20 protein-coding genes and 2 pseudogenes are annotated in these 19,521 nt (G+C 74.1%); 3 read left to right on the plus strand and 19 right to left on the minus strand.

The genetic code is table 11. The features are described from left to right. Positions 1-250: 250 nt before the first annotated feature. From KPL57_RS21255 to trmD, 7 genes are all read right to left on the minus strand, one after another. Positions 251-661, minus strand: a complete 411-nt coding sequence (locus KPL57_RS21255) for a magnesium chelatase domain-containing protein (protein WP_226352918.1) — start codon at positions 659-661, stop codon at positions 251-253. A gap of 49 nt (positions 662-710) precedes the next feature. Further along, positions 711-1,019, minus strand: a complete 309-nt coding sequence (locus tag KPL57_RS21260) for a YraN family protein (protein WP_226352919.1) — start codon at positions 1,017-1,019, stop codon at positions 711-713. Between the two features lie 134 nt (positions 1,020-1,153). Continuing rightward, positions 1,154-1,477, minus strand: coding sequence for a DUF2469 domain-containing protein (locus KPL57_RS21265; protein WP_020627284.1), 324 nt, complete (start codon positions 1,475-1,477; stop codon positions 1,154-1,156). Further along, on the minus strand, positions 1,474-2,244 hold the full coding sequence (locus tag KPL57_RS21270; protein ID WP_226352929.1) for a ribonuclease HII: 771 nt from the start codon (positions 2,242-2,244) through the stop codon (positions 1,474-1,476). The genes KPL57_RS21265 and KPL57_RS21270 overlap by 4 nt, the downstream gene beginning before the upstream one ends. A 92-nt stretch (positions 2,245-2,336) precedes the next feature. After that, on the minus strand, positions 2,337-4,631 hold the full coding sequence (gene lepB, locus KPL57_RS21275) for a signal peptidase I (protein WP_226352920.1): 2,295 nt from the start codon (positions 4,629-4,631) through the stop codon (positions 2,337-2,339). Positions 4,632-4,673: 42 nt separating this feature from the next. After that, positions 4,674-5,030, minus strand: a complete 357-nt coding sequence (gene rplS, locus KPL57_RS21280) for a 50S ribosomal protein L19 (protein ID WP_060714490.1) — start codon at positions 5,028-5,030, stop codon at positions 4,674-4,676. A gap of 410 nt (positions 5,031-5,440) precedes the next feature. Next, positions 5,441-6,217, minus strand: coding sequence for a tRNA (guanosine(37)-N1)-methyltransferase TrmD (gene trmD / locus KPL57_RS21285; RefSeq protein WP_020625236.1), 777 nt, complete (start codon positions 6,215-6,217; stop codon positions 5,441-5,443). A 50-nt stretch (positions 6,218-6,267) separates the two neighbouring features. On the opposite strand from trmD, the gene KPL57_RS21290 reads away from it, so the two are divergent. The 3 genes and pseudogenes from KPL57_RS21290 (at position 6,268) to KPL57_RS66970 (ending at position 8,887) form a co-directional block, all read left to right on the plus strand. Further along, on the plus strand, positions 6,268-7,005 hold the full coding sequence (locus KPL57_RS21290) for an MgtC/SapB family protein (RefSeq protein WP_226352921.1): 738 nt from the start codon (positions 6,268-6,270) through the stop codon (positions 7,003-7,005). A 55-nt stretch (positions 7,006-7,060) separates the two neighbouring features. Then, positions 7,061-8,736 (plus strand): annotated as a pseudogene (locus tag KPL57_RS21295) (IS1634 family transposase). Positions 8,737-8,755: 19 nt separating this feature from the next. Then, positions 8,756-8,887: a hypothetical protein gene (locus KPL57_RS66970; RefSeq protein ID WP_264198374.1), complete on the plus strand. Its 132-nt coding sequence runs from the start codon at positions 8,756-8,758 to the stop codon at positions 8,885-8,887. Between the two features lie 51 nt (positions 8,888-8,938). On the opposite strand, the gene KPL57_RS21300 is transcribed toward KPL57_RS66970, so the two are convergent. From KPL57_RS21300 to KPL57_RS21355, 12 genes and pseudogenes are all read right to left on the minus strand, one after another. Then, positions 8,939-9,484 (minus strand): Clp protease N-terminal domain-containing protein, encoded by a 546-nt coding sequence (locus KPL57_RS21300; protein ID WP_226352922.1) that lies wholly within the window; start codon positions 9,482-9,484, stop codon positions 8,939-8,941. A gap of 13 nt (positions 9,485-9,497) precedes the next feature. After that, on the minus strand, positions 9,498-9,713 hold the full coding sequence (locus KPL57_RS21305) for a helix-turn-helix domain-containing protein (RefSeq protein WP_020625233.1): 216 nt from the start codon (positions 9,711-9,713) through the stop codon (positions 9,498-9,500). A gap of 96 nt (positions 9,714-9,809) precedes the next feature. Continuing rightward, on the minus strand, positions 9,810-10,361 hold the full coding sequence (gene rimM / locus KPL57_RS21310; protein ID WP_226352923.1) for a ribosome maturation factor RimM: 552 nt from the start codon (positions 10,359-10,361) through the stop codon (positions 9,810-9,812). Then, positions 10,358-10,588: an RNA-binding protein gene (locus tag KPL57_RS21315; protein ID WP_149663515.1), complete on the minus strand. Its 231-nt coding sequence runs from the start codon at positions 10,586-10,588 to the stop codon at positions 10,358-10,360. The genes rimM and KPL57_RS21315 overlap by 4 nt, the downstream gene beginning before the upstream one ends. A gap of 5 nt (positions 10,589-10,593) precedes the next feature. Then, a complete protein-coding gene (gene rpsP, locus KPL57_RS21320; protein WP_020625230.1) occupies positions 10,594-11,097 on the minus strand; it encodes a 30S ribosomal protein S16 in 504 nt (167 codons plus the stop codon). 147 nt (positions 11,098-11,244) lie between these two features. Next, on the minus strand, positions 11,245-12,285 hold the full coding sequence (locus tag KPL57_RS21325) for a CPBP family intramembrane glutamic endopeptidase (protein ID WP_226352924.1): 1,041 nt from the start codon (positions 12,283-12,285) through the stop codon (positions 11,245-11,247). Further along, on the minus strand, positions 12,282-13,400 hold the full coding sequence (locus tag KPL57_RS21330; RefSeq protein WP_226352925.1) for an amidohydrolase family protein: 1,119 nt from the start codon (positions 13,398-13,400) through the stop codon (positions 12,282-12,284). The genes KPL57_RS21325 and KPL57_RS21330 overlap by 4 nt, the downstream gene beginning before the upstream one ends. A 15-nt stretch (positions 13,401-13,415) precedes the next feature. Next, positions 13,416-14,984 carry a signal recognition particle protein gene (ffh, locus tag KPL57_RS21335; protein WP_226352926.1) on the minus strand — a complete coding sequence of 523 codons (1,569 nt, stop codon included), beginning with the start codon at positions 14,982-14,984 and terminating at the stop codon, positions 13,416-13,418. 10 nt (positions 14,985-14,994) lie between these two features. Further along, a complete protein-coding gene (locus tag KPL57_RS21340; protein ID WP_226352927.1) occupies positions 14,995-15,684 on the minus strand; it encodes an AAA family ATPase in 690 nt (229 codons plus the stop codon). A gap of 67 nt (positions 15,685-15,751) precedes the next feature. Next, positions 15,752-18,148 (minus strand): [protein-PII] uridylyltransferase, encoded by a 2,397-nt coding sequence (locus tag KPL57_RS21345; RefSeq protein ID WP_226352928.1) that lies wholly within the window; start codon positions 18,146-18,148, stop codon positions 15,752-15,754. A 139-nt stretch (positions 18,149-18,287) separates the two neighbouring features. Beyond that, positions 18,288-18,626, minus strand: a complete 339-nt coding sequence (locus tag KPL57_RS21350) for a P-II family nitrogen regulator (RefSeq protein ID WP_020624117.1) — start codon at positions 18,624-18,626, stop codon at positions 18,288-18,290. A 3-nt stretch (positions 18,627-18,629) separates the two neighbouring features. Beyond that, positions 18,630-19,327, minus strand: a pseudogene (locus KPL57_RS21355) (ammonium transporter). Positions 19,328-19,521: the final 194 nt, after the last annotated feature.

Raw genomic sequence — 19,521 nt, forward strand, 5'->3', positions numbered from 1 at the left:
GACCATCAGCAGGTGGTGCCCGCCCGCGGCGGGCGATCTCCAGGGCGCGCCGGGCGTCGTGCTGGCCGAGCACGTCGGCCAGCTCGGGGGCCACGGCGGCCGGGCCTCCTTCGGTCCGCCGTCGTGCCGGTGCAGCAGCCGGTTGCCCGCCGCCCAGTCCAGGACGTCGCCGAGCTGTCGGCGCCGAACGCCTCGATGCCGTCGACCAGCGCGGCCTCGGCGAGCGTGGCGCGGGGCACGACGGCGCGGATCATCCCGGCGTCCCGCGCGGCGAGCAGGCAGGGCAGCACGCGCGCACCGGGCGCAGCCTGCCGTCGAGAGCGAGCTCGCCGAGCAGCACGGTGCCGCGCAGCCGTCGGGCGGCACCGGCGTCGCGGCGACCAGGACGCCGAGCGCCATGCGAGGATAGTCGAAGCGCGGCTGCCGGTCTTGCGCAGTGTCGCCGTGGAGAGGGCGAGCACGATCCGCTCGTTGGGGCCAGGTGCGGGCCGGAGTGCACGATCGCGGACCGCACCCGGTCCTTGGACTCGTTGAGCGCGGCGTCGGGCAGGCCGACGAGGTGCACGCCGGGCATCCCCCCGCCGATGACCGCCTCGATCTCGACGGGGACGCCGTCGACGCCGTGCAGCGCGACCGACCAGATGCGTGCCGGGGGCCGCATCAGAACGCCGCCGGGTAGTGGGTGAGGGTGACCGGCCGCCCGGGTCGGATCAGGACCGCCACGACGTCGAACCTGATCTCGACCCAGCTGACCCGTGGCGGCCATGAACGCCTTCGCCAGCATCCGGATCCGCGTGTCTTGCGGGGGTCACCGCCTCGGCGGGTTCGCCGTAGCGGAGACCGGAACGGGTCTTGACCTCGCAGAAGACCAGCCGTCGCTCCGGGTCGACCGCGACGATGTCGATCTCGCCGTGCGTGCACCGCCAGTTGCGGCTGAGCACGACCATCCCGTGTGCCCGTTCGAGGTACTCGGCGGCGGTGTCCTCACCGCGGCGCCCGAGCTCGTCCTTCGCTGCCATGGGTCCACGATCGGGCCGGATGGGCCCGTCGCGGGGGTGGATCGGCCGGCTGTGGACGGATCCGACGGTTGTGGACGGGCACCGTCGGCCGCGCGGCCGGGACGGCGGAACCGTCGGTGGGGTCTGCTACCCGCTCAGCCCGGGAACTGGTCGTCGTCGGGGAGCCGCAGGTCCGGGGTGTCGAGCTCCTCGATGTTGACGTCCTTGAACGTCACGACCCGCACGTTCTTGACGAACCGCGCCGGGCGGTACATGTCCCACACCCACGCGTCGGACATGCGCACCTCGAAGTAGACCTCGCCGTCGGCGTTGCGCGGGGCGACGTCGACGGAGTTGGCCAGGTAGAACCGGCGCTCCGTCTCCACGACGTAGGAGAACTGGGCGACGATGTCGCGGTACTCCTTGTAGAGCGTGAGCTCCATCTCGGTCTCGTACTTCTCGAGATCCTCGGCGCTCACCGGCCCGCTCCTCCTGTGACGATCTCCAACGGCTCCCACGCCCCGACCGTGTCCCCCGGGTCTCCGGGGTCGGGTTCCTGCTCGGGGAGCGCCCCATTGTGGACCAGCCCCGCCGGGGCCTCGCGCCCGGCCACCGCGGCGACGTTCGCGAAGGAGAACCGGTGCTCCGGACAGGGCCCGTGTGCGCGCAGCGCGGCCTCGTGGTCCGGGGTGTTGTAGCCCTTGTGCACGGCGAAGCCGTAGCGGTCGTGCTCGGCGTCGAGTGCGGTCATGATGCGGTCCCGGGTCACCTTGGCCAGCACCGACGACGCCGCGATGCAGGCCGCCACCCGGTCGCCCTTCGGCACCGCGAGGGCCGGGCTGCCGAAGCCGCGGACCGGGAAGCCGTCGGTCAGGACGTAGCCGGGCGTGACCGTGGTCAGCGCGGCCACCGCGCGACGCATGCCCTCGATGTTGGCCACGTGCACCCCGCGGCGGTCGACCTCCGCCGCCGGGATCACGACGACGGCGTGGTCCAGCGCCCGGGCCCGGATGCGGTCGTACCAGTGGTCACGGGCGGCCGGGGTCAGCAGCTTCGAGTCGGTCAGCCCGTCGAGGGCCTTCGCGTCCGCGGGCCGCAGCACCGCCGCGGCGACGACCAGCGGTCCGGCGCTGGCACCGCGACCGGCCTCGTCGACGCCGGCGACCGGGCCGAGCCCGTGGCGTTGCAGGACCGTCTGCAGGGTCCAGGTGCCGCCGTCGCGGACGACGGCACGCGGCGGACGCAGCCCGTCGGGCAGGACCCGTACGGGGCGTCGGCGGGCACGCGGCCGTCCGGCGGGACGGGCGCGAGTGGGCGGAACCGGCACGGTGCTCCCGGTCAGGTTCTCCGGCGCCACCCGTGCGGGGGGCGCGTCGCGGGCAGGAACCGCTCGGCCTCGGCGCGGGCGAGCAGGGCCCGTCGGCGGCCGGCCGCGAGCGGCAGTGTCCCCATGATTCCCAGTGCCAGCGGCAGACCGTCGGGCAGCCCCGGCAGCCCGGCCGCGTCGGCCGTGGTCTGCGGGTCGACCGCACTGACCCAGCCGAACCGGTCGAAGGGCAGCACGATCAGCCGGACCTTGCCGATGATGTTGGCCTCGGGGATGGGGCCGTGCCCCGCCGCCCGGGAGTCCGCGGAGTTGTTCCGCGAGTCGCCCATCATCCAGTACTGGCCCTCGGGGACGGTGATCGGCCCGAACGGGATCTGCCGGGCCGGCCCCGCCTCGGGCAGGTAGTAGATGTAGGGCTCCGTCAGAGGCTGCCCGTCGACGACGACCTGGTTGAGCGCGTCGCAGCAGGAGACGGTCTGGCCCCCCACGGCGATGACCCGCTTGACGAAGTCCTTCTCGTCCGGCGGGGCGATCCCGACCAGCGAGCCGAGCGTCTGCATGCCCTTGACCAGCGGGTTCTCGCTGCCCTCGCCGCTGTAGGTCTCGCTGGCCCAGCCGTCGGTGCCGCGGAAGACCACGATGTCGCCCGGACTGATGTCGGTGAAGTTGTAGGTGACCTTGTCGACGAGCACCCGGTCGTTGTTGCAGCCGGTGCAGCCGTGCAGCGTCGTCTCCATCGAGCCCGACGGGATGACGTAGACCTTCGCGAGGAAGGTCTGGATGAGGACCGTCAGCAGGATGGCGACCCCGGCCAGCAGCAGGATCTCCTTCCAGAACGCCGTCTTGGGCTTCTCCTCGCCCGCGGCGGCCGCGGCGGAACCGCGCCCGGTGAGCGCGGCGATCCGGCCGCCGATGCCGACGGGGCGGTTGCGGCGTGCGGCGCGTCCACCCGTGGCGCGCTCCGGCTCGTCCGTCCCGTCATCCGGCTCGGCAGGGATCTCGGCGGGGTTCTCGTCGGGCTCCTCGGGCGGTTCCGGCGACGCGGCCGCCGGACGGCGGCGTCGGGGGGGCCGCGGCGGCACATCGGAGCCGGGGTACGGGACGGCGGCGGTCTCCGGGTCGGCGCCGGGGTCGACGTCGTCACCGGCCGGGGCCGCGGCAGCGCGGGTACGCCGCGGGTCGGCCTCGGTCGGCACCCGGCGGCGCGTGGTCGCGTCGGCGTCCGGCGGGACGGGGCGACGTGTGGTCGGGACGCCGTCGACCGGCGGCGGGACGGGACGGCGCGACGGCGGGACGGCGCCGTCGGCGAGCGGCCCGGCGGGGCGGCGGCCGGCGCGCGGAGCGGACCGCTCGGGACCGCCGAACGCACCGGTGCCGTCCGGCTGACCGGGGGCGGCTCCGTCGGGGCGCTGGTCCGGGTGGGCGCCGTTGGTGTACTCGCCGGACGGGCCGCGCAGCGGCGGGCGACCGGCCCCACGACCACGCGGGTCGGGGCGGCCGTACCCGTCGGGCGCGTGGTCCTCGGGGGAACGGCCCTCCGGCCGGCCGTTGCGACGAGGTGCCCCGGGGCCGCGGACGGGCGGGGCGGCGTTCGGCTCGAACCCGGCAGGACGGCTCGGGTCGAACCCCGCGGCACGGTTCGGATCGAACCCCGCAGTACGGCTCGTGTCGAGACCGGCGGCGCTGTTCGGGTCGTACCCGGCGGCGCGACGACCGTGCCCGCCGTCGGAAAGGGGCTGGTCGGGGGCCGGGCGGATGCCGTGGCGGCCGGCGCCCTCGGGGCGTCCGGCCGGCGATGCCGGGTACCGGGGGTCCGGGGCGTGCTCCGGGCGACTGCCGGGAGGTGGCCACGACCTGCCGTTCGGTGCGGCGCCGACCTCGGGGCCGTCGGGCCGGTTCAGCCGGGCCGCGTAGCGGGCCTGCAGCGTGTCCGGACCCTCGGTGGCCGGGGCGGCCGCGTCGACGTCGTGCCGACCGGAGCGCCCGGCGGCGAGCTCGTCGAACCCGTTGCGGTAGCGACGTCCACGGGGGCCTGCGCCGTCGGCGCCGTCCTCCGGGCCCGTGTGCCGGGTACGGACCCCGCGCGGTGCGCCCTCGGGCTCACCGTCCGCGGAGCCGTCCCGGACGGGCACCCCGTGCTGCAACGCGGTGCCGAGCAGCCACTGCTGCTCGTCACCACCCGGTTCGCCACCGGTCTGCGGCGGGTCCTCGGGGGCCCGCCGCCGACCGGGGCGCTCGGGGACATCGCTGCCGCGATACCGCCGGGGGCGGGCCCGGCGGTCGTCGGGGAGCTCGGGGAAGGCCACGCTTCGAGATTACGTCACCGGTCCGTCACGACTGGGTGACGGTCAGGACGCGGTGGTCTCCCGGCGCTCCTTGATCTTCGCGGCCTTGCCGCGGAGGTCGCGGAGGTAGTACAGCTTCGCCCGGCGGACGTCACCGCGGGTGGCGACCTCGATCTTCTCGATGTTCGGCGTGTGCACCGGGAAGGTGCGCTCGACGCCGACGCCGAACGAGATCTTGCGCACGGTGAAGGTCTCGCGGGCACCCGAGCCGTGGCGACGGATGACGACGCCCTGGAAGATCTGGGTACGGGTGCGGTTGCCCTCGATGACCTTCACGTGCACCTTGAGGGTGTCCCCGGGGCGGAAGTTCGGGATGTCGGAGCGCAGGGTCTCCGCGTCCAGTGCGTCCAGGGTGTTCATGTCGACGGTCCGTCCTCGTGTGTCGTTCGTGCGGGTCGTGCGGTGCCGGTCCCGGGTCGATCCGGGATCGCGCCCGGGCCACGGGGCGGTCGTGCCGTACTGGCGACGACGCTCCTCACGTGGCGGGCTCGGTACGGCCGGCACCACCGGCGGGACCGGGGGCACACGTGACCGTCACCGGGCGCCACACGCGGCGCTGGCAACCCGTCCATAGTGCCAGACGGGCAGATCGCCCCGGACACCCGGTGGTCCGGGGCCTCCGGGAACGGCTCCGCGGGGCCGGTCGTACCGGACGCACCGGGCACCGCCGGTCGCCGGTGGGGGCCCGCCGGGCGACGGCCGGACGGTCCCCCGCACGGCCCTGGGCCGGCCCCGCGGTGCCGGGCCGGGGACGCGACCGGCGGGAACGCTCAGCCGGTGGGGCCGTCGGCGTCGTCGTCGGGGCGCCCGGCGGCGAGCACCGCGCGGTCGGCGGCGTCCAGGGCGTCCGGTCCGAGCGCGTCGAGCAGGTCGGGGCGCCGGTCCCGGGTCCGTTCCAGGGCCCGGTCGCGGCGCCAGCGGGCGATCGCGGCGTGGTTCCCGCCGCGGAGCACCTCCGGCACGGCCAGCCCCCGCCACACCTCGGGACGGGTGTAGGACGGGCCTTCGAGCAACCCGTCGGAGAAGGAGTCCTCGGCGGCCGAGCGCGGGTTGCCCAGCACACCGGGCAGCAGCCGGGCGACGGCCTCGACCATCACCAACACCGCGACCTCCCCGCCGACGAGCACGTAGTCCCCGATCGAGACCTCGTCGACGGTGATGCCGCGGGCCCGGGCGTCGAGCAGCACACGCTCGTCGATGCCCTCGTAGCGGCCGCAGGCGAACACCAGCCGCTCCTCGGCGGCCCAGGCGTGCGCGGTGGCCTGGGTGAACGGCCGCCCGGCCGGGGTGGGGACGACCAGCCGGGCGGGCAGGTCCGGGGTGGCCAGCACGTCGTCGAGGGCCTCGCCCCACACCTGGGGGCGCATGACCATGCCCGGCCCGCCGCCGTACGGGGAGTCGTCGACGGCCTGGTGCACGTCGTGGGTCCAGTCCCGCAGGTCGTGCACGGCGACGTCCAGCAGCCCGCGGTCGATCGCCCGCCCCAGCAGTGCCTCGCGCAACGGTTGCAGGTAGGACGGGAAGATGGTCACGACGTCGATCCGCACGGCGCGGATCGTCGCAGGCGCCCGTCCCCCCGCCCCGAAGGAGGTCGCGCATGTCGGAATCCTGGACCGAGCCGCTCTGGTCGACGGCGGCGCAGTGGAGCCTGCTGCCGCCGGTGCTGCTCGCCCTGCTGCTGACGACGGCGATCGGTCTGGAACGCGAGGCCGGGGCGAAGAGCGCCGGACTGCGCACGCACGTGCTGGTCGGCGCCGGCGCGGCGGTGTTCATGGTCATCTCGAAGTACGGCTTCGCCGATCTGCTCACGACCGAGCACGTCGCGCTGGACCCGTCCCGGATCGCGGCGCAGATCGTGTCCGGGATCGGGTTCATCGGCGCCGGGCTGATCTTCGTCCGGCAGGACGTGGTGCGCGGGCTCACCACCGCGGCCACGATCTGGCTGGCCGCCGCGGTCGGGACGGCGTGCGGCGCGGGCCTGGCCCCGCTGGCCGTCCTGGCGACGGCGGCGCACTTCCTGGTCACCCGCGGTCTGCAGCCGGTGGCGCGGGTGGTGCGGCGGCACCGTCGTCGCCCGCCGGTGCTGCGGATCCGCTACGACGACGGCCACGGCGTGCTCCGCCGGGTCCTGGAGCGCTGCACCGCGGCCGGCTTCTCGGTCGCCGGGGTGTCGGTGCACCGCGGCTCCTACACCGACGACGGCGGCCGGGTCGCCGCGCTCACCCTGCGGCTCGACGGCCGGGGCGACCTGAACGGGCTGGCCGCGGCGCTGTCGGACCTGACTTTGGTCACCCGAGCCTGGTTTCGCAGCTTGTACTGCGCTGAGCTGCGGTGATGTGTTTGCGCGGGAGCGGTGTGAGGCACTAATTCGGTGCTCTACGCTCGGTCAGGTGGCGTGGGTGAGGCGGGTACGGACGGCCTCCGGGGCGACCGCGGTCCAGATCGCCGAGTCCGTGCAGGGCCATCGACGGATCGTGGCCCATGTCGGGTCAGCGCACACCGAGGCCGAGCTGGGCCTGCTGGTCGAGCAGGCCCGTGGGCTGATCGACGACGCTGCACAGCAGGCCCTGGATCTGGGCGTCGCGCCGTCACCCGGCGGGCCGAGCTGATCGCGCCCACCGCGGCCGGCGGTGCCACGCAGGAGGGGCTGTTCGGCCAGATGCCGCGGCGCGCCCCGAGCACCACAACCCGGCGGGTGGGTGCGCCGCAGGTGATCACGACCGGGTCGCGGGTGCTGTTCGACATCCTCGCCGAGGTCTACGCGGGCCTCGGGTTCGCAGAGGTCGCTGATGACACGTTCCGCGACCTGGTGATCGCCCGGATCGTCGAGCCCACGTCCATCCTGGACACCGGTCGGGTGCTGGCCGGTCTGGGCGTCACCGCGGCGAGCGAAAAGACGATGCGCCGCACCCTGCTGCGCTGCACCGGGCGCAGCTACCGCGACGAGATCGCGAGGGCCTGCTTCACCCACGCCCGTGGCAGTGGGGATGTGTCGTTGTGTCTCTACGACGTCACCACCCTCTACTTCGAGGCGGAGAAGGAGGACGACCTGCGCAAGGTCGGGTTCTCCAAGGAACGCCGGGTCGACCCGCAGGTCGTCGTCGGGCTGCTGGTCGATCGCGCAGGGTTCCCCCTCGAGATCGGCTGTTTCGAGGGCAACAAGACCGAGACCGCGACGATCCTGCCGATCATCGAGGCCTTCCGGGCCCGACACCAGCTGCCGGTCGAGCCGGGCGGGATGGTCGTGGTCGCCGACGCAGGGATGCTCTCGGCCGCGAACCTGCGCGACCTCGACGAGGCCGGCCTGCGGTTCATCGTCGGCTCCCGACTCACCAAGGCCCCGGTTGACCTGGAGTCGCACTTCCACTGGCACGGCGACGCCTTCGTCGACGGGCAGATCATCGACACCCTCACACCACGCGACCGCCGCACCGGGCGCAGCGAGAACAGCCCGAAGGTCAAGGCCGAGCCCGTCTGGAACCCCAACCAGCATCCGGGATCCTGGCGGGCGGTCTGGGCCTACTCCACGAAGCGGGCCGTCCGGGACCGGCGCACGTTGACCCTGCAGGAGAACCGGGCCCGCGAGGTCATCGCCGGCGAGAAGCCCGCGCGCACACCGCGGTTCGTCAAGGTCACCAACGGCTCCCGCGCCCTGGACGAGGCCTCCTTGGCTCGGGCATACCGGTTGGTCGGGTTGAAGGGCTACGTGACCAACATCCCGGCCGGCGGCGCAGCGGCCGGGGAGATCATCGGCGACTACCACGACCTCTGGCACGTCGAGCAGTCCTTCCGGATGAGCAAAACCGACCTACGCGCCCGCCCGATGTTCCACCACCAACGCCAGTCCATCGAAGCGCACCTGACCATCGTGTTCACCGCCCTCGCAGTCGCCCGCGAGATCCAGAACCGCACCGGGCTCACCATCCGCAACGTCGTCCGCCAGCTCCGACCACTGCGCTCGGCCACCATCGCCATCAACGGCACCCAGCAGACCTTCCCGCCCGCCGTCCCCGCCGACAAACAGGCCCTCCTCGACGCGCTCCGTCAGCCCGCGGCGAAGCACTAAGACAAGTGACCGAAGTCAGGTGCGGCTCGACGGCCGGGGCGACCTGAACGGGCTGGCCGCGGCGCTGTCGGAGACCGACGGGGTGCGCTCGGCCCAGACCCGGGTGGACCCGACGGAGGACCCGGACGACCCGGACCGCGCCGACGACTGAGCGGCGACGACTCGAGCGCGGAAGCCCGGGCGCGGGACTCGGCCAGGTGGCTCAGCCGGCCCGGCGGGGCCGCCGCCGTTCCACGGTTTCCCGGGTGCCGTACAGCGTCACCCCGCACCGGTCGAGCACCTGTGAGGCCGCGGTGTCCGGGTGCAGCAGCCCGAGCAGGACGTGCTCGGTCCCGATGAACCGGTCGCCCAGCCGGACCGCCTCGCGCAGCGCCAGCTCGAGCGCCTTCTTCGACGACTTCTCGAACGGGATGTGCCCGGCCCGCCACCGCTCGCGCCGCGGTCGGTCGAGCGCGCCGGGGCCGAAGCCCGCCTCGACCGCGTTCCGGACGGCGTCGAGGTCGATGCCCAGGGTGGCGAGGGCGTCGGCGTCGCGGGCGGGCGGGCCGTCCACCCGGTCGAGTTCCTCGGTGACGGTGCGGGCGTCGACGCCGGCCGCGGAGAGGATCTCCTCCCCCGGCGTACCGGGGCAACGCAGGACCCCGAGCAGCAGGTGCTCCGGCCCGATCCGCCCCGCGTGCCTCGTCCGCGCGATCTCCTGGGCCAGGACGACGACCCTGCGGGCCTCGTCGGTGAACCGTTCGAACATGTGCGTCTCCCCTCTAGAGGCCGAGCCGGCGGTACTTCTTGTGCACCGCCTGCCGGCTGATCCGCAGCGCGTCGGCGATCTGCTGCCAGGACCATCCCTGGTCGCGGGCGTTGGTGACCTGCAACTCCTCCAGGGACTCCTGCAGCTCGCGCAGGGCCACCACCGCCCGCAGCCCCACGGCCGGGTCCGTGCTGGACGCCGCCGCGGCCACCGCCGTCGCATCGCTCATGGTGTCAATGTAGGTTGACAAAGCACTCGCTGTCAACCTTGGTTGACACCGGCGCCGCGAGAACGGCCCGGCACCACGAGAGGGTGCCGGCCGCGATCAGTCCTGGGGGTCGAGCAGCCCGTCGGGCGGGTCGAGGACCACGCGTCCCCCCGCCAGGTCGACGGTGGGCACGATCGCCTCGACGAACGGGACGAGCGCCTCGTGTCCGGCGGGCCGGGTGACGACCAGCAGGGACCCGCCGGGCCCGTGCACGACGTCGGAGACGGTGCCCGCCGTGGTCCCGTCCGCCAGCTCGGCCCGCAGGCCGGTCAGCTGGTGGACGTGGAACTCCTCCGGGTCCTCCGGCTCGGCGAGCGCGGAGGTCGGCAGCCTGAGCTGGACCCCGCGCAGGGCCTCGGCGGCGTCGCGGTCGGCGACGCCCTCGAAGAGCACGAGCCAGCGACCCGAGTGGGCACGCGCACCGGTGACGGTGAGCGGCCCGGGACCCGCGCCGCGGGTCCGGTGGCCCTGCAGGACGGCACCGGGCGCGAAACGCGTGCGCGGGTCGTCGGTGCGGGGCTCGACCACGACCTCACCCCGCAGACCGTGTATACGCACGACGACGCCGACCAGGACCTGGCCGGCGTCGTCGGGTGCGGAACTCGTCACCGGTCGGTGTCGACGACGTCGACGCGCACGCCGCGACCGCCCACACCACCGATGACGTTGCGCAGGGCGGTGGCGGTGCGGCCACCCCGGCCGATCACCTTCCCGAGGTCGTCGGGGTGCACCCGGACCTCGAGGATCCGACCGCGACGCCCGGTGACCAGGTCCACCCGGACGTCGTCGGGGTGGTCGACGATGCCGCGCACGAGGTGCTCGAGCGCGTCCGCCATGAGAGTCACGACTGGGTCGACTCGGTGGCCGGCGCGGCCGCGTCCTTGGTCGCGTCGGCGACGTCGTCGCTCTTCGTCGCGGCCTCGGCCGGGGCGGCGTCAGCGGTCTTGCCGGCGCGGTCGCCACCCTTCTTCTTCGGGGTGGTGGCCGCGGTGGTCGGCTCCTCGTTCGCCGCAGCCAGCGCCTCGTTGAAGCGGGCCAGCTTGTCGACCTTCTCGGCCTGCGGCTTCAGGGTGCCCTCGGTGCCCGGCAGGCCCTTGAACTTCTGCCAGTCGCCGGTGATCTCGAGCAGGTTCTGCACCGACTCGGTCGGCTGCGCGCCGACGCCCAGCCAGTACTGCGCACGGTCCGAGTCGATCTCGATCAGGCTCGGCTCGTTCTTCGGGTGGTACTTGCCGATCGTCTCGATGGCCCGGCCGTTGCGGCGCGTACGGGAGTCCGCGACGACGACGCGGTAGTACGGCTGACGGATCTTGCCCAGACGCATCAGCTTGATCTTGACGGCCACGCTGTGGTGCTCCTCGCGAATGTCGATTCGTGCTGCGATGAGTCAGCCTGCCTCGCGTGGGGTTACGGGCTCGCTCACTCGTAGGTGTCGGCCGTGGCAGGTAGAGGGCCGGCCACGGACCCGATCGGCCATTCTGCCAGACGTCGTTCAGACCGCGGGAAAGGCCCCGACCAGCATGAGGGCCAGGGCCAGCCCTGGCAGGAAGTTGTTGACCGCGTGCGCCACGATCCCGGCGGTGACGCGGCCGGTCAGCAGCCGTGCGATCCCCAACGGCAGCGCGACGACGAACAGCAGCGGCGCACGCAGGAACTCCAGGTGGGCCAGGGCGAACACCGCCGTGGTCAGCACGAACACGACCCAGCGGTTGCCGATCCAGTGGGCGACGGCGTTCCACAGCAGGCCGCGGTAGACGATCTCCTCGCAGACCGGCGCGATCACGACGACGCCGACCATCACGGCCAGCGCGACCGGCCACGTCGTGCGGATGCCCTCGAAGGCGACGCCGACCGAGGTCGTGAGGTCCGGGCCGACCAGGTAGAGGTAGGCCAGCGCGGCGGGGATCGTCACGAACAGCCCGGCGACGCCGATCAGCAGCCCGATGCCGACGTCCTCCCAGCGGAACTGCAGGCCCAGGTCGGCGACGGGGCCGCTGCCGAACACCCGGGTCCAGACGACGCAGGTGAGCGCGGCCAGGATCGTCGGGACGACGATCGCGAGCAGGACCTCCTGTGCCGAGTCGACCTCCCCCAGACCCACGGCCAGCAGGAACGACGAGCCGAGGAACACGATCTCGACCACGAGGAACGCGAGCAGCCCGCGGAACGGGCGAGGTGGGGGCGGGGACGGCTCGATCCCGAACAGCCCGCGCCGCGGCGGCGGACCGTACGGCGCACCCGGGCCGAGCTGCCCGGGTCCACCCGGCCCCCAGGGCGCCGGGCCACCCGGTCCGTACGGCGTCGACCCACCCGGGCCGTACGGTCCGGGCCCGCCTGCGCCGTTCGGACCGGGCCCGCCCGGCCACCCGGTGGGCGGCGGTCCGGCGGGCGACGACGGTCCGGCGGGCGACGACGGTCCGGCGGGCGACGATCCGGCGGGCGACGGTGCCGCGGCCCCGGACGGGCTGGAGCCGTCCGGGTCGTCGGCGGAGGCTCCGCGTGATCCCCGCGGCGAACCGAGCGAACTGCTCATGCCCCCGTTGATACCCGACGTCCGCGGATCAGGACCACCGACGGGGCCCGCAGCACGCCGAGATCCCCCCGCGGGTCACGGTCGTACACGACCAGGTCGGCCGGCGCACCGGGCGTCGGACCGGCCGGGCGCCCCAGCCAGGACCGCGCCGCCCAGCTCGCCGCCCCGATCGGGTCCGGATGCCCGGCGCGGGCGAGCTCGGCGATCTCGTCGGCGATCCGGCCGTGCCGGATGCCGCCGCCGGCGTCGGTGCCCGCGTAGACCGGGACCCCGGCCTCGATCGCGCGCCCGACCGTCTCCCAGGCGTGGGCGTGCAGGTCACGCATGTGGCCGGCGTAGCGGGGATACTTCGTCGCCTTCTCGGCGATGCCGGGGAAGGTCTCGACGTTGATCAGCGTCGGCACCAGGGCGGTGCCGCGGGCGGCCATCTCGTCGATGAGCTCGTCGGAGAGCCCGGTGCCGTGCTCGATGCAGTCGATCCCGGCCCGGATCAGCCCGGGCAGCGCCGCGGTACCGAAGACGTGCGCGGTGACACGGGCGCCGGCCTCGTGGGCCGCGGTGATCGCCTCGGCCAGTACCTCGTCCGGCCAGAGCGGGGCGAGGTCGGCGGCGTCGGGGCCCGCCGAACGGTCGATCCAGTCCCCCACGAGCTTCACCCAGCCGTCGCCGCGGGCCGCCTGGGTCCGGACCTCGTCGACCAGCAGGCGCGGGTCGTCGAGCTCGGCGGCGAGGCCGGGGATGTAGCGCTTGGGTCGGGCGACGTGCCGCCCGGCGCGGATGATCTCGGGCAGGTCGTCGCGGGCCTGCAGCGGCGAGGTGTCGACCGGGGACCCGCAGTCGCGCAGCAGCAGGGTGCCCGCGTCGCGGTCGGTGCGCGCCTGGGCCGCGCACTCCTCCAGGTCGGTGACCGGGCCGTTCGGGCCGAGCCCGACGTGGCAGTGCGCGTCGACCAGACCGGGGACGATCCAGCCGTCGGTGACCAGGTCCTGGGCACCGGGCAGCGGCTCCGGGCTGATCCGCCCGGTGCCGTCGACGTACAGGTCGGCGCCCGCGGCACCGTCGGGGCCCAGCAGCGTCCCGCGGAGCCGCCACCCCACGGCCGGGAGATCGGTCATGGGTAGCGACCCTAGCTACTTCTTCTTGCCGAAGTTCAGCTTCGACGGGTCGAACCCGGGCGGCAGCTGGTCGAGGTTGCCCAGCCCGGGCGGGAGCTGCTGGAGGCTCGGCGGCAGGTTCGACAGGTCCGGCGCGCCGGCGGCGGCGCGGTTCGCGGGGTTGCCGCTGCGCCGGCCCTTCTTCGCCTGCCGGGCCTTGCGCGGGTTCTTCGGGACCTTCTTGGTCGCGCTGCGCCCGCCACCGCCGAAGCCGAACTGGCCGGCCATCTGCTTCATCATCTTGCGGGCCTCGAAGAAGCGGTTGACCAGGTCGTTCACGTCGGAGACGGAGACACCGGACCCGTTCGCGATGCGCTGGCGGCGCGACGCGTTGATGATCTTGGGGTCCGCCCGCTCGGCGGGGGTCATGCCGCGGATGATGGCCTGCAGGCGGTCGATCTGACGGTCGTCGACCTGCTCCAGCGCGGCCTTCGCCTGCCCGGAGTTCATCCCCGGGAGCATGTTCAGGATGTTGCCGATCGGCCCCATCTTGCGCAGCTGCAGCATCTGCTGGAGGAAGTCCTCCAGGGTCAGCTCACCGGAGCTGATCTTCGCCGCGGCGGCCGCGGACTGCTCGGCGTCGAAGACCTGCTCGGCCTGCTCGATGAGGGTGAGCAGGTCGCCCATCCCGAGGATGCGCGAGGACATCCGGTCGGGGTGGAAGACGTCGAAGTCCTCGAGCTTCTCGCCGTTGGAGGCGAAGAGGATCGGCTGGCCGGTGACCTCGCGGACGCTCAGCGCGGCTCCACCGCGGGCGTCGCCGTCGAGCTTGGTCAGCACGACGCCGGTGAAGCCGACGCCGTCGCGGAACGCCTCGGCCGTGGCCACGGCGTCCTGACCGATCATCGCGTCGACGACGAACAGGACCTCGTCGGGCTGCACCGCGTCCCGGATGTCGGAGGCCTGGCGCATCAGCTCCTCGTCGACACCGAGGCGGCCCGCCGTGTCGACGATGACCACGTCGTACTGCTTCTCACGGGCGTGCGCGATGCCGTCGCGGGCGACGCCGACCGGGTCGCCGGGGCCCTCGGGGAGCTCACCGGACCCGGTGGCACCGGGGTGCGGTGCGTAGGTCGGCACGCCGGCGCGCTCACCGACGATCTGCAGCTGGTTCACCGCGTTGGGGCGCTGCAGGTCGCACGCCACGAGCAGCGGGGTGTGGCCCTGGCCCCGGAGCCAGCGGGCGAGCTTGCCGGCCAGGGTCGTCTTCCCGGCGCCCTGCAGACCGGCCAGCATGATGACCGTCGGCGGTTCCTTGGCCAGGTTCAGCCGCCGCGTCTCGCCGCCGAGGATCGCGACGAGCTCCTCGTTGACGATCTTGACGACCTGCTGGGCCGGGTTCAGGGCCTGGGAGACCTCCGTCCCCTTGGCCCGCTCCTTGATCCGCGCGATGAAACCGCGGACCACCGGCAGGGCGACGTCCGCCTCCAGCAGCGCGATCCGGATCTCGCGCGCGGTGGCGTCGATGTCGGCGTCGGAGAGCCGGCCCTTGCCGCGCAGGTCGCGCAGCGTGGATCCGAGCCGCTCGGAGAGGGAGTCGAACACCCTTACCAGCCTACTTGGCCAGTGCCAGTCCCCCACGGGCACCGGAGCGATCGGTGCGGCGGACCGAGGACCAGCCGGTCTCGGTGCCCGCCCGCAGGGCGTCGACGGTGTCGCGGGCGCGCCGCGCGTGCGTCGCGAACGGGCGCGAGCGGACCACCCGTCCCCGGGCGTGCTGGCCGTCGAGTGCCTGGTCGGGGGTGGTGTCGAGCCACAGCAGGTGCGGCGCGCGGCGGCCGAGCCTGGCCAGTGCCCGCACTGCGGCCCGTACCCGCGGCGAGGTCGCGGGCAGGTGGACGACGACGGTGCCCGCGGGCCCGAGCACCGCCGTGACCACCGACGCGCGGTGGGCCAGGTGGGTCAGCCACCGGTACGCCGGATACGGCGGCGCGGCCGGGAGCAGCCGCGCCAGCGTGGCCCGGGTGGCCCCCGAGTCGAGGACCCGGGTGTCCGCCGGCGCGTCGAGCCCGGCGAGCAGGGTGGACTTCCCCGCTCCCGGCAGGCCCGCGACCAGCAGCAGCGACCGCCCCGGCAGTACGACGACCAGCGGCGCCGCCGGATCGTCGCCGGACGGGGTGCCGGCCACCGGGCCGACGCGCGGCGCCGCGCCGGGGCCGCCGGGCGGACCGGGGTCGGCGGGGCGGTGCTCGGTGTCGCGGTTCGGCGGGACGGCGCCGGTCGGCACGGCACGGGCGGTGGTCATGTGTGGTGAAACGGTCCGGTCGCCCGAATCGTTCCGTTCACACCGCGCCGCGCCGCACCGTGCTGCGTCACGTGCCCGTGTGGGCCTCGCCCTGCCCGGCGGCGACCGTGAGGACCGCGGACTCGATGGCGGCGCGGGCCGCCCCGTCCGGGGACCCGCCGATGCCGAAGGAGTCGACGACCGAGGCGCCGAGCGTCTCGACCCGGGCCCAGACGAGGTCCACCCCGGCCCGTTCGAGCGCGGCGGTGACGTGGTGGAGCAGCCCGATGCGGTCGGTGCCGCGCAGCTCCAGCACGACCGCCCCGGTGGCCTCGTCGTCGAACCACAGCACCCGGGGCGGGGCGGTCCGTTCCACCTCCGGCGTCGACGGCGCGTAGTCGCGCTCCTTGCGCGCCAGCGCCTGCGCCAGGTCCAGGGTTCCGGCACGCACCCGCGTCAGGTCCGAGCGGACCAGCGCCGGATCGGGCAGACCGCCGAACCGCGGGGTCACCGCGAACGTCTCGACCGTCACCCCGTCGGACACCGTCACGTCGGCGGTGTGCACCTGCAGCGAGTGCAGGGCGAGCACCCCGGCGACGGCCGAGAGCACCCCCCGCCCGTCGGGCAGCGCGACGGCGCCCGAGGAGACGTCGCCGTCGCCGGTGAAGCGGACCTGCGGTCCCCCCTCCGCCACGGCCTCGACCATCTCGTGGTGGGCCGGATCCGGCGGACCGGGCTCGACGAACGGACGGCCGTCGAGCGCGGACAGGCAGCGCCCGGCCAGCCCGTGGATCAGGGTCCGCCGCCACGGGGTCCAGACGCCGGGCCCGGTGCCCAGCGAGTCGGCCTCGGCCAGGGCGTCGAGCAGCTCGACGAGCAGCGCCACGTCGGCGTCGCCCCGGCCGCCGGGGGCGACCGCCTCGCGCAGCGTGTCCAGCACCCGCGACACCGTCGCCGGGTCCTCCGGGTCGCGACGGGTCGCGGTGTGCGGCAGCAGCAGGTGGTGGCGCACCATCGCCGCCAGCAGCACGAGGTCACCCTCGCGCAGACCGAGCCGCTCACCGATCTGACCGACCAGCGACTCCCCCACCACCGAGTGGTCGCCGCCGCGGCCCTTGCCGATGTCGTGCAGGAGCGCCCCGACCAGCAACAGGTCCGGACGCGCCACCCGGGTGGTGAGCCGGGCGGCCTCGGCGCAGACCTCGACGAGGTGACGGTCGACGGTCCAGACGTGCGTGCGGTCCCGCGGCGGCAGGTCACGGACCGCGCCCCACTCGGGGAACAGCCGTCCCCACAGCCCGGTGCGGTCCAGCGACTCGATCACCGCGACGGCCGCCTTGCCGGTCCCGAGCAGGGCGAGCAGCTCGGCCAGCGCGGTCCGCGGCCACGGCGCGCGCAGCTCGGGGGCGGTGTCGGCGAGCCGGGACAGGGTGCCCGCCGAGATCGGCAGCCCGGTGCGGGCGGCGGTGGCGGCGACCCGCAGGACCAGGGCCGGGTCCTTCGTCGCCGACGCGTCGCGGGCGAGCCCGACCTCCCCCGCGTGCTCGACGACGCCGGAGTCCAGCGGCCGGCGCACCGGCGCGCGGCGGAGCGCGGCGAGTCCCCGGCGGGGCAACGCGTTGCGGGCCTGGCGCAGCCCGACCTCGGTCGCGAAGGCGACCGCGCGGGCCGCCCCGGACAGGGCACGGGCCAGGTCGAAACGGTCACCGACGTCGAGGGTCGCGGCGATCTCGTCGGCCTCCTGGGCCCGCAGGACGTCGCGGGCCCGCCCGGACAGCCGGTGCAGCTCGGTGCGCACGTCCAGCAGCAGCGACCGGGCGGCGACGACGTCGGCCCCCGGCCGGTCGACGAGCTGGGCGGTGGCCAGGGCATCGAGCAGCTGCACGTCCCGCAGGCCGCCGTGGCCGTTCTTCAGGTCCGGCTCGACGCGGTGGGCGACGTCGCCGTTGCGCTGCCAGCGGTCGGTGGTGGTGTCGACGATCTCGTCGAAGCGACTGCGCATCCCGGCCCGCCAGGCCGTGCGGACGGCGTCGCGGACCTTGCCGGTGAGCGCAGCGTCCCCGGCGACGTGCCGCAGCTCCAGCAGCCCGAAGGCCGCCCGCAGGTCGGTCGCCGCGACCTGGACGGCCTGGCCGGGCGTGCGCACCGAGTGGTCGAGACCGATCCCGGCGTCCCAGAGCGGGTACCAGAGCTTCTCGGCGAGCGTGTCGACGTCGGTCCGGCCGTCGCGCAGGAGCACGAGGTCGAGGTCGGACCACGGGCAGAGCTCGCGCCGGCCGAGCGCGCCGACGGCCGCCAGCGCCGTCCCGCTCCCCTCACCGCCGACCCCGAGTGCGGCGCATCGGGAGGAGAGCCAGAAGTCGTGCAGGTCGACCAGCGCGGCCCGTAACGCCTCCGGGCCGTGGTGGTGCCGGCCGTTGGATTCCAGGAGGACCGCTTTCGCCTTGACCAGGTCCGCCGCTTCGCCCGACCCCAGGACCGTCATCGCCCTGCGCCACCCGCTTCCTGTTCGTTCGAGTAGTCGACCGCATACATGTCGTGATGTCCGTTTCGAGCCTGGACGGCGGACGGCCCGCCGCACTCCGGGAAGGGAGCGCGACGGGCCGTCGCGAGGAATTCGTCGATCAGATGGCGTCGGCGCCGCGTTCCCCGGTGCGGACGCGGACCACGGTCTCGACCGGGGTCACCCAGACCTTGCCGTCACCGATCTTGCCGGTGCGGGCGGCCTCGACGACCGCGTCGACGACCTTGTCCTGCAGCGTGTCGTCGACCACGACCTCGACGCGGACCTTCGGCACGAAGTCGACCGAGTACTCAGCGCCCCGGTAGACCTCGGTGTGGCCCTTCTGGCGGCCGTAGCCCTGGACCTCGCTGATGGTCAGACCGAGCACGCCGATCTGCTCCAGGGCGCCCTTGACGTCCTCGAGGACGAACGGCTTGACGATGGCGGTCACGAGCTTCACGGATCAGACCTCCTGCTTCGCGGCGGGGGTGGCCTTCGCCTCGGTGGCGGGCTTCGGCGAGGAGCCGATGCCGCTGCCGCCGCGCAGGCCGGAGAACTCGTAGCCGGTCTCGGCGTGCTCCGCCTCGTCGATGCCGGCCTGCTCGGCCTCGTCCTCGACGCGCAGGCCGAGGGTGGCCTTGACGATGAGCGCGATGATCGCGGTCACGATGCCGCAGTAGATCAGCGTGGCGAGCGCGGCCACGGCCTGGCGCCAGAGCTGGTCGACGCCACCGCCGTAGAACAGGCCGTTGGTCTCGTCGGGGGCGATGTCGGTGGCGAAGAAGCCGATGGCCAGGGTGCCCCAGAGGCCGGCGACGAGGTGGACGCCGACGACGTCGAACGAGTCGTCGTAGCCGAGCTTGTACTTCCAGCCGACCGCGTAGGCCGACAGCGCGCCCGCGAGGACACCGATGGCGAGCGCACCGAGCGGGGAGACCGAGGCACAGGCCGGGTGATCGCGACCAGACCCGCGACGATGCCGGAGGCGGCGCCGAGCGAGGTGGCCTTGCCGTAGCGGATCTTCTCGATCAGCAGCCAGCCGAGGATGGCGGCGGCGGTGGCGGCGATGGTGTTGGTGAAGGCGTAGGCGGCGGCCCAGTGGCACAGCACCGGAGGAACCGGCGTTGAAGCCGAACCAGCCGAACCAGAGCAGACCGGCACCGAGCATGACCATGGTCAGGTTGTGCGGGCGCATGGCCTCACGCGGCCAGCCGCGGCGCTTGCCAGGATGATGCAGAGGACCAGGGCTGCCATACCGGCGTTGATGTGGACGGCGTGCCACCGGCGAAGTCGAGCGAGCGCCCAGCGAGGTGGCGATCACAGCCCTGCTCCAGGTCGAAGACCCAGTGCGCGAT

This window comes from Pseudonocardia sp. ICBG601, from assembly GCF_020496245.1.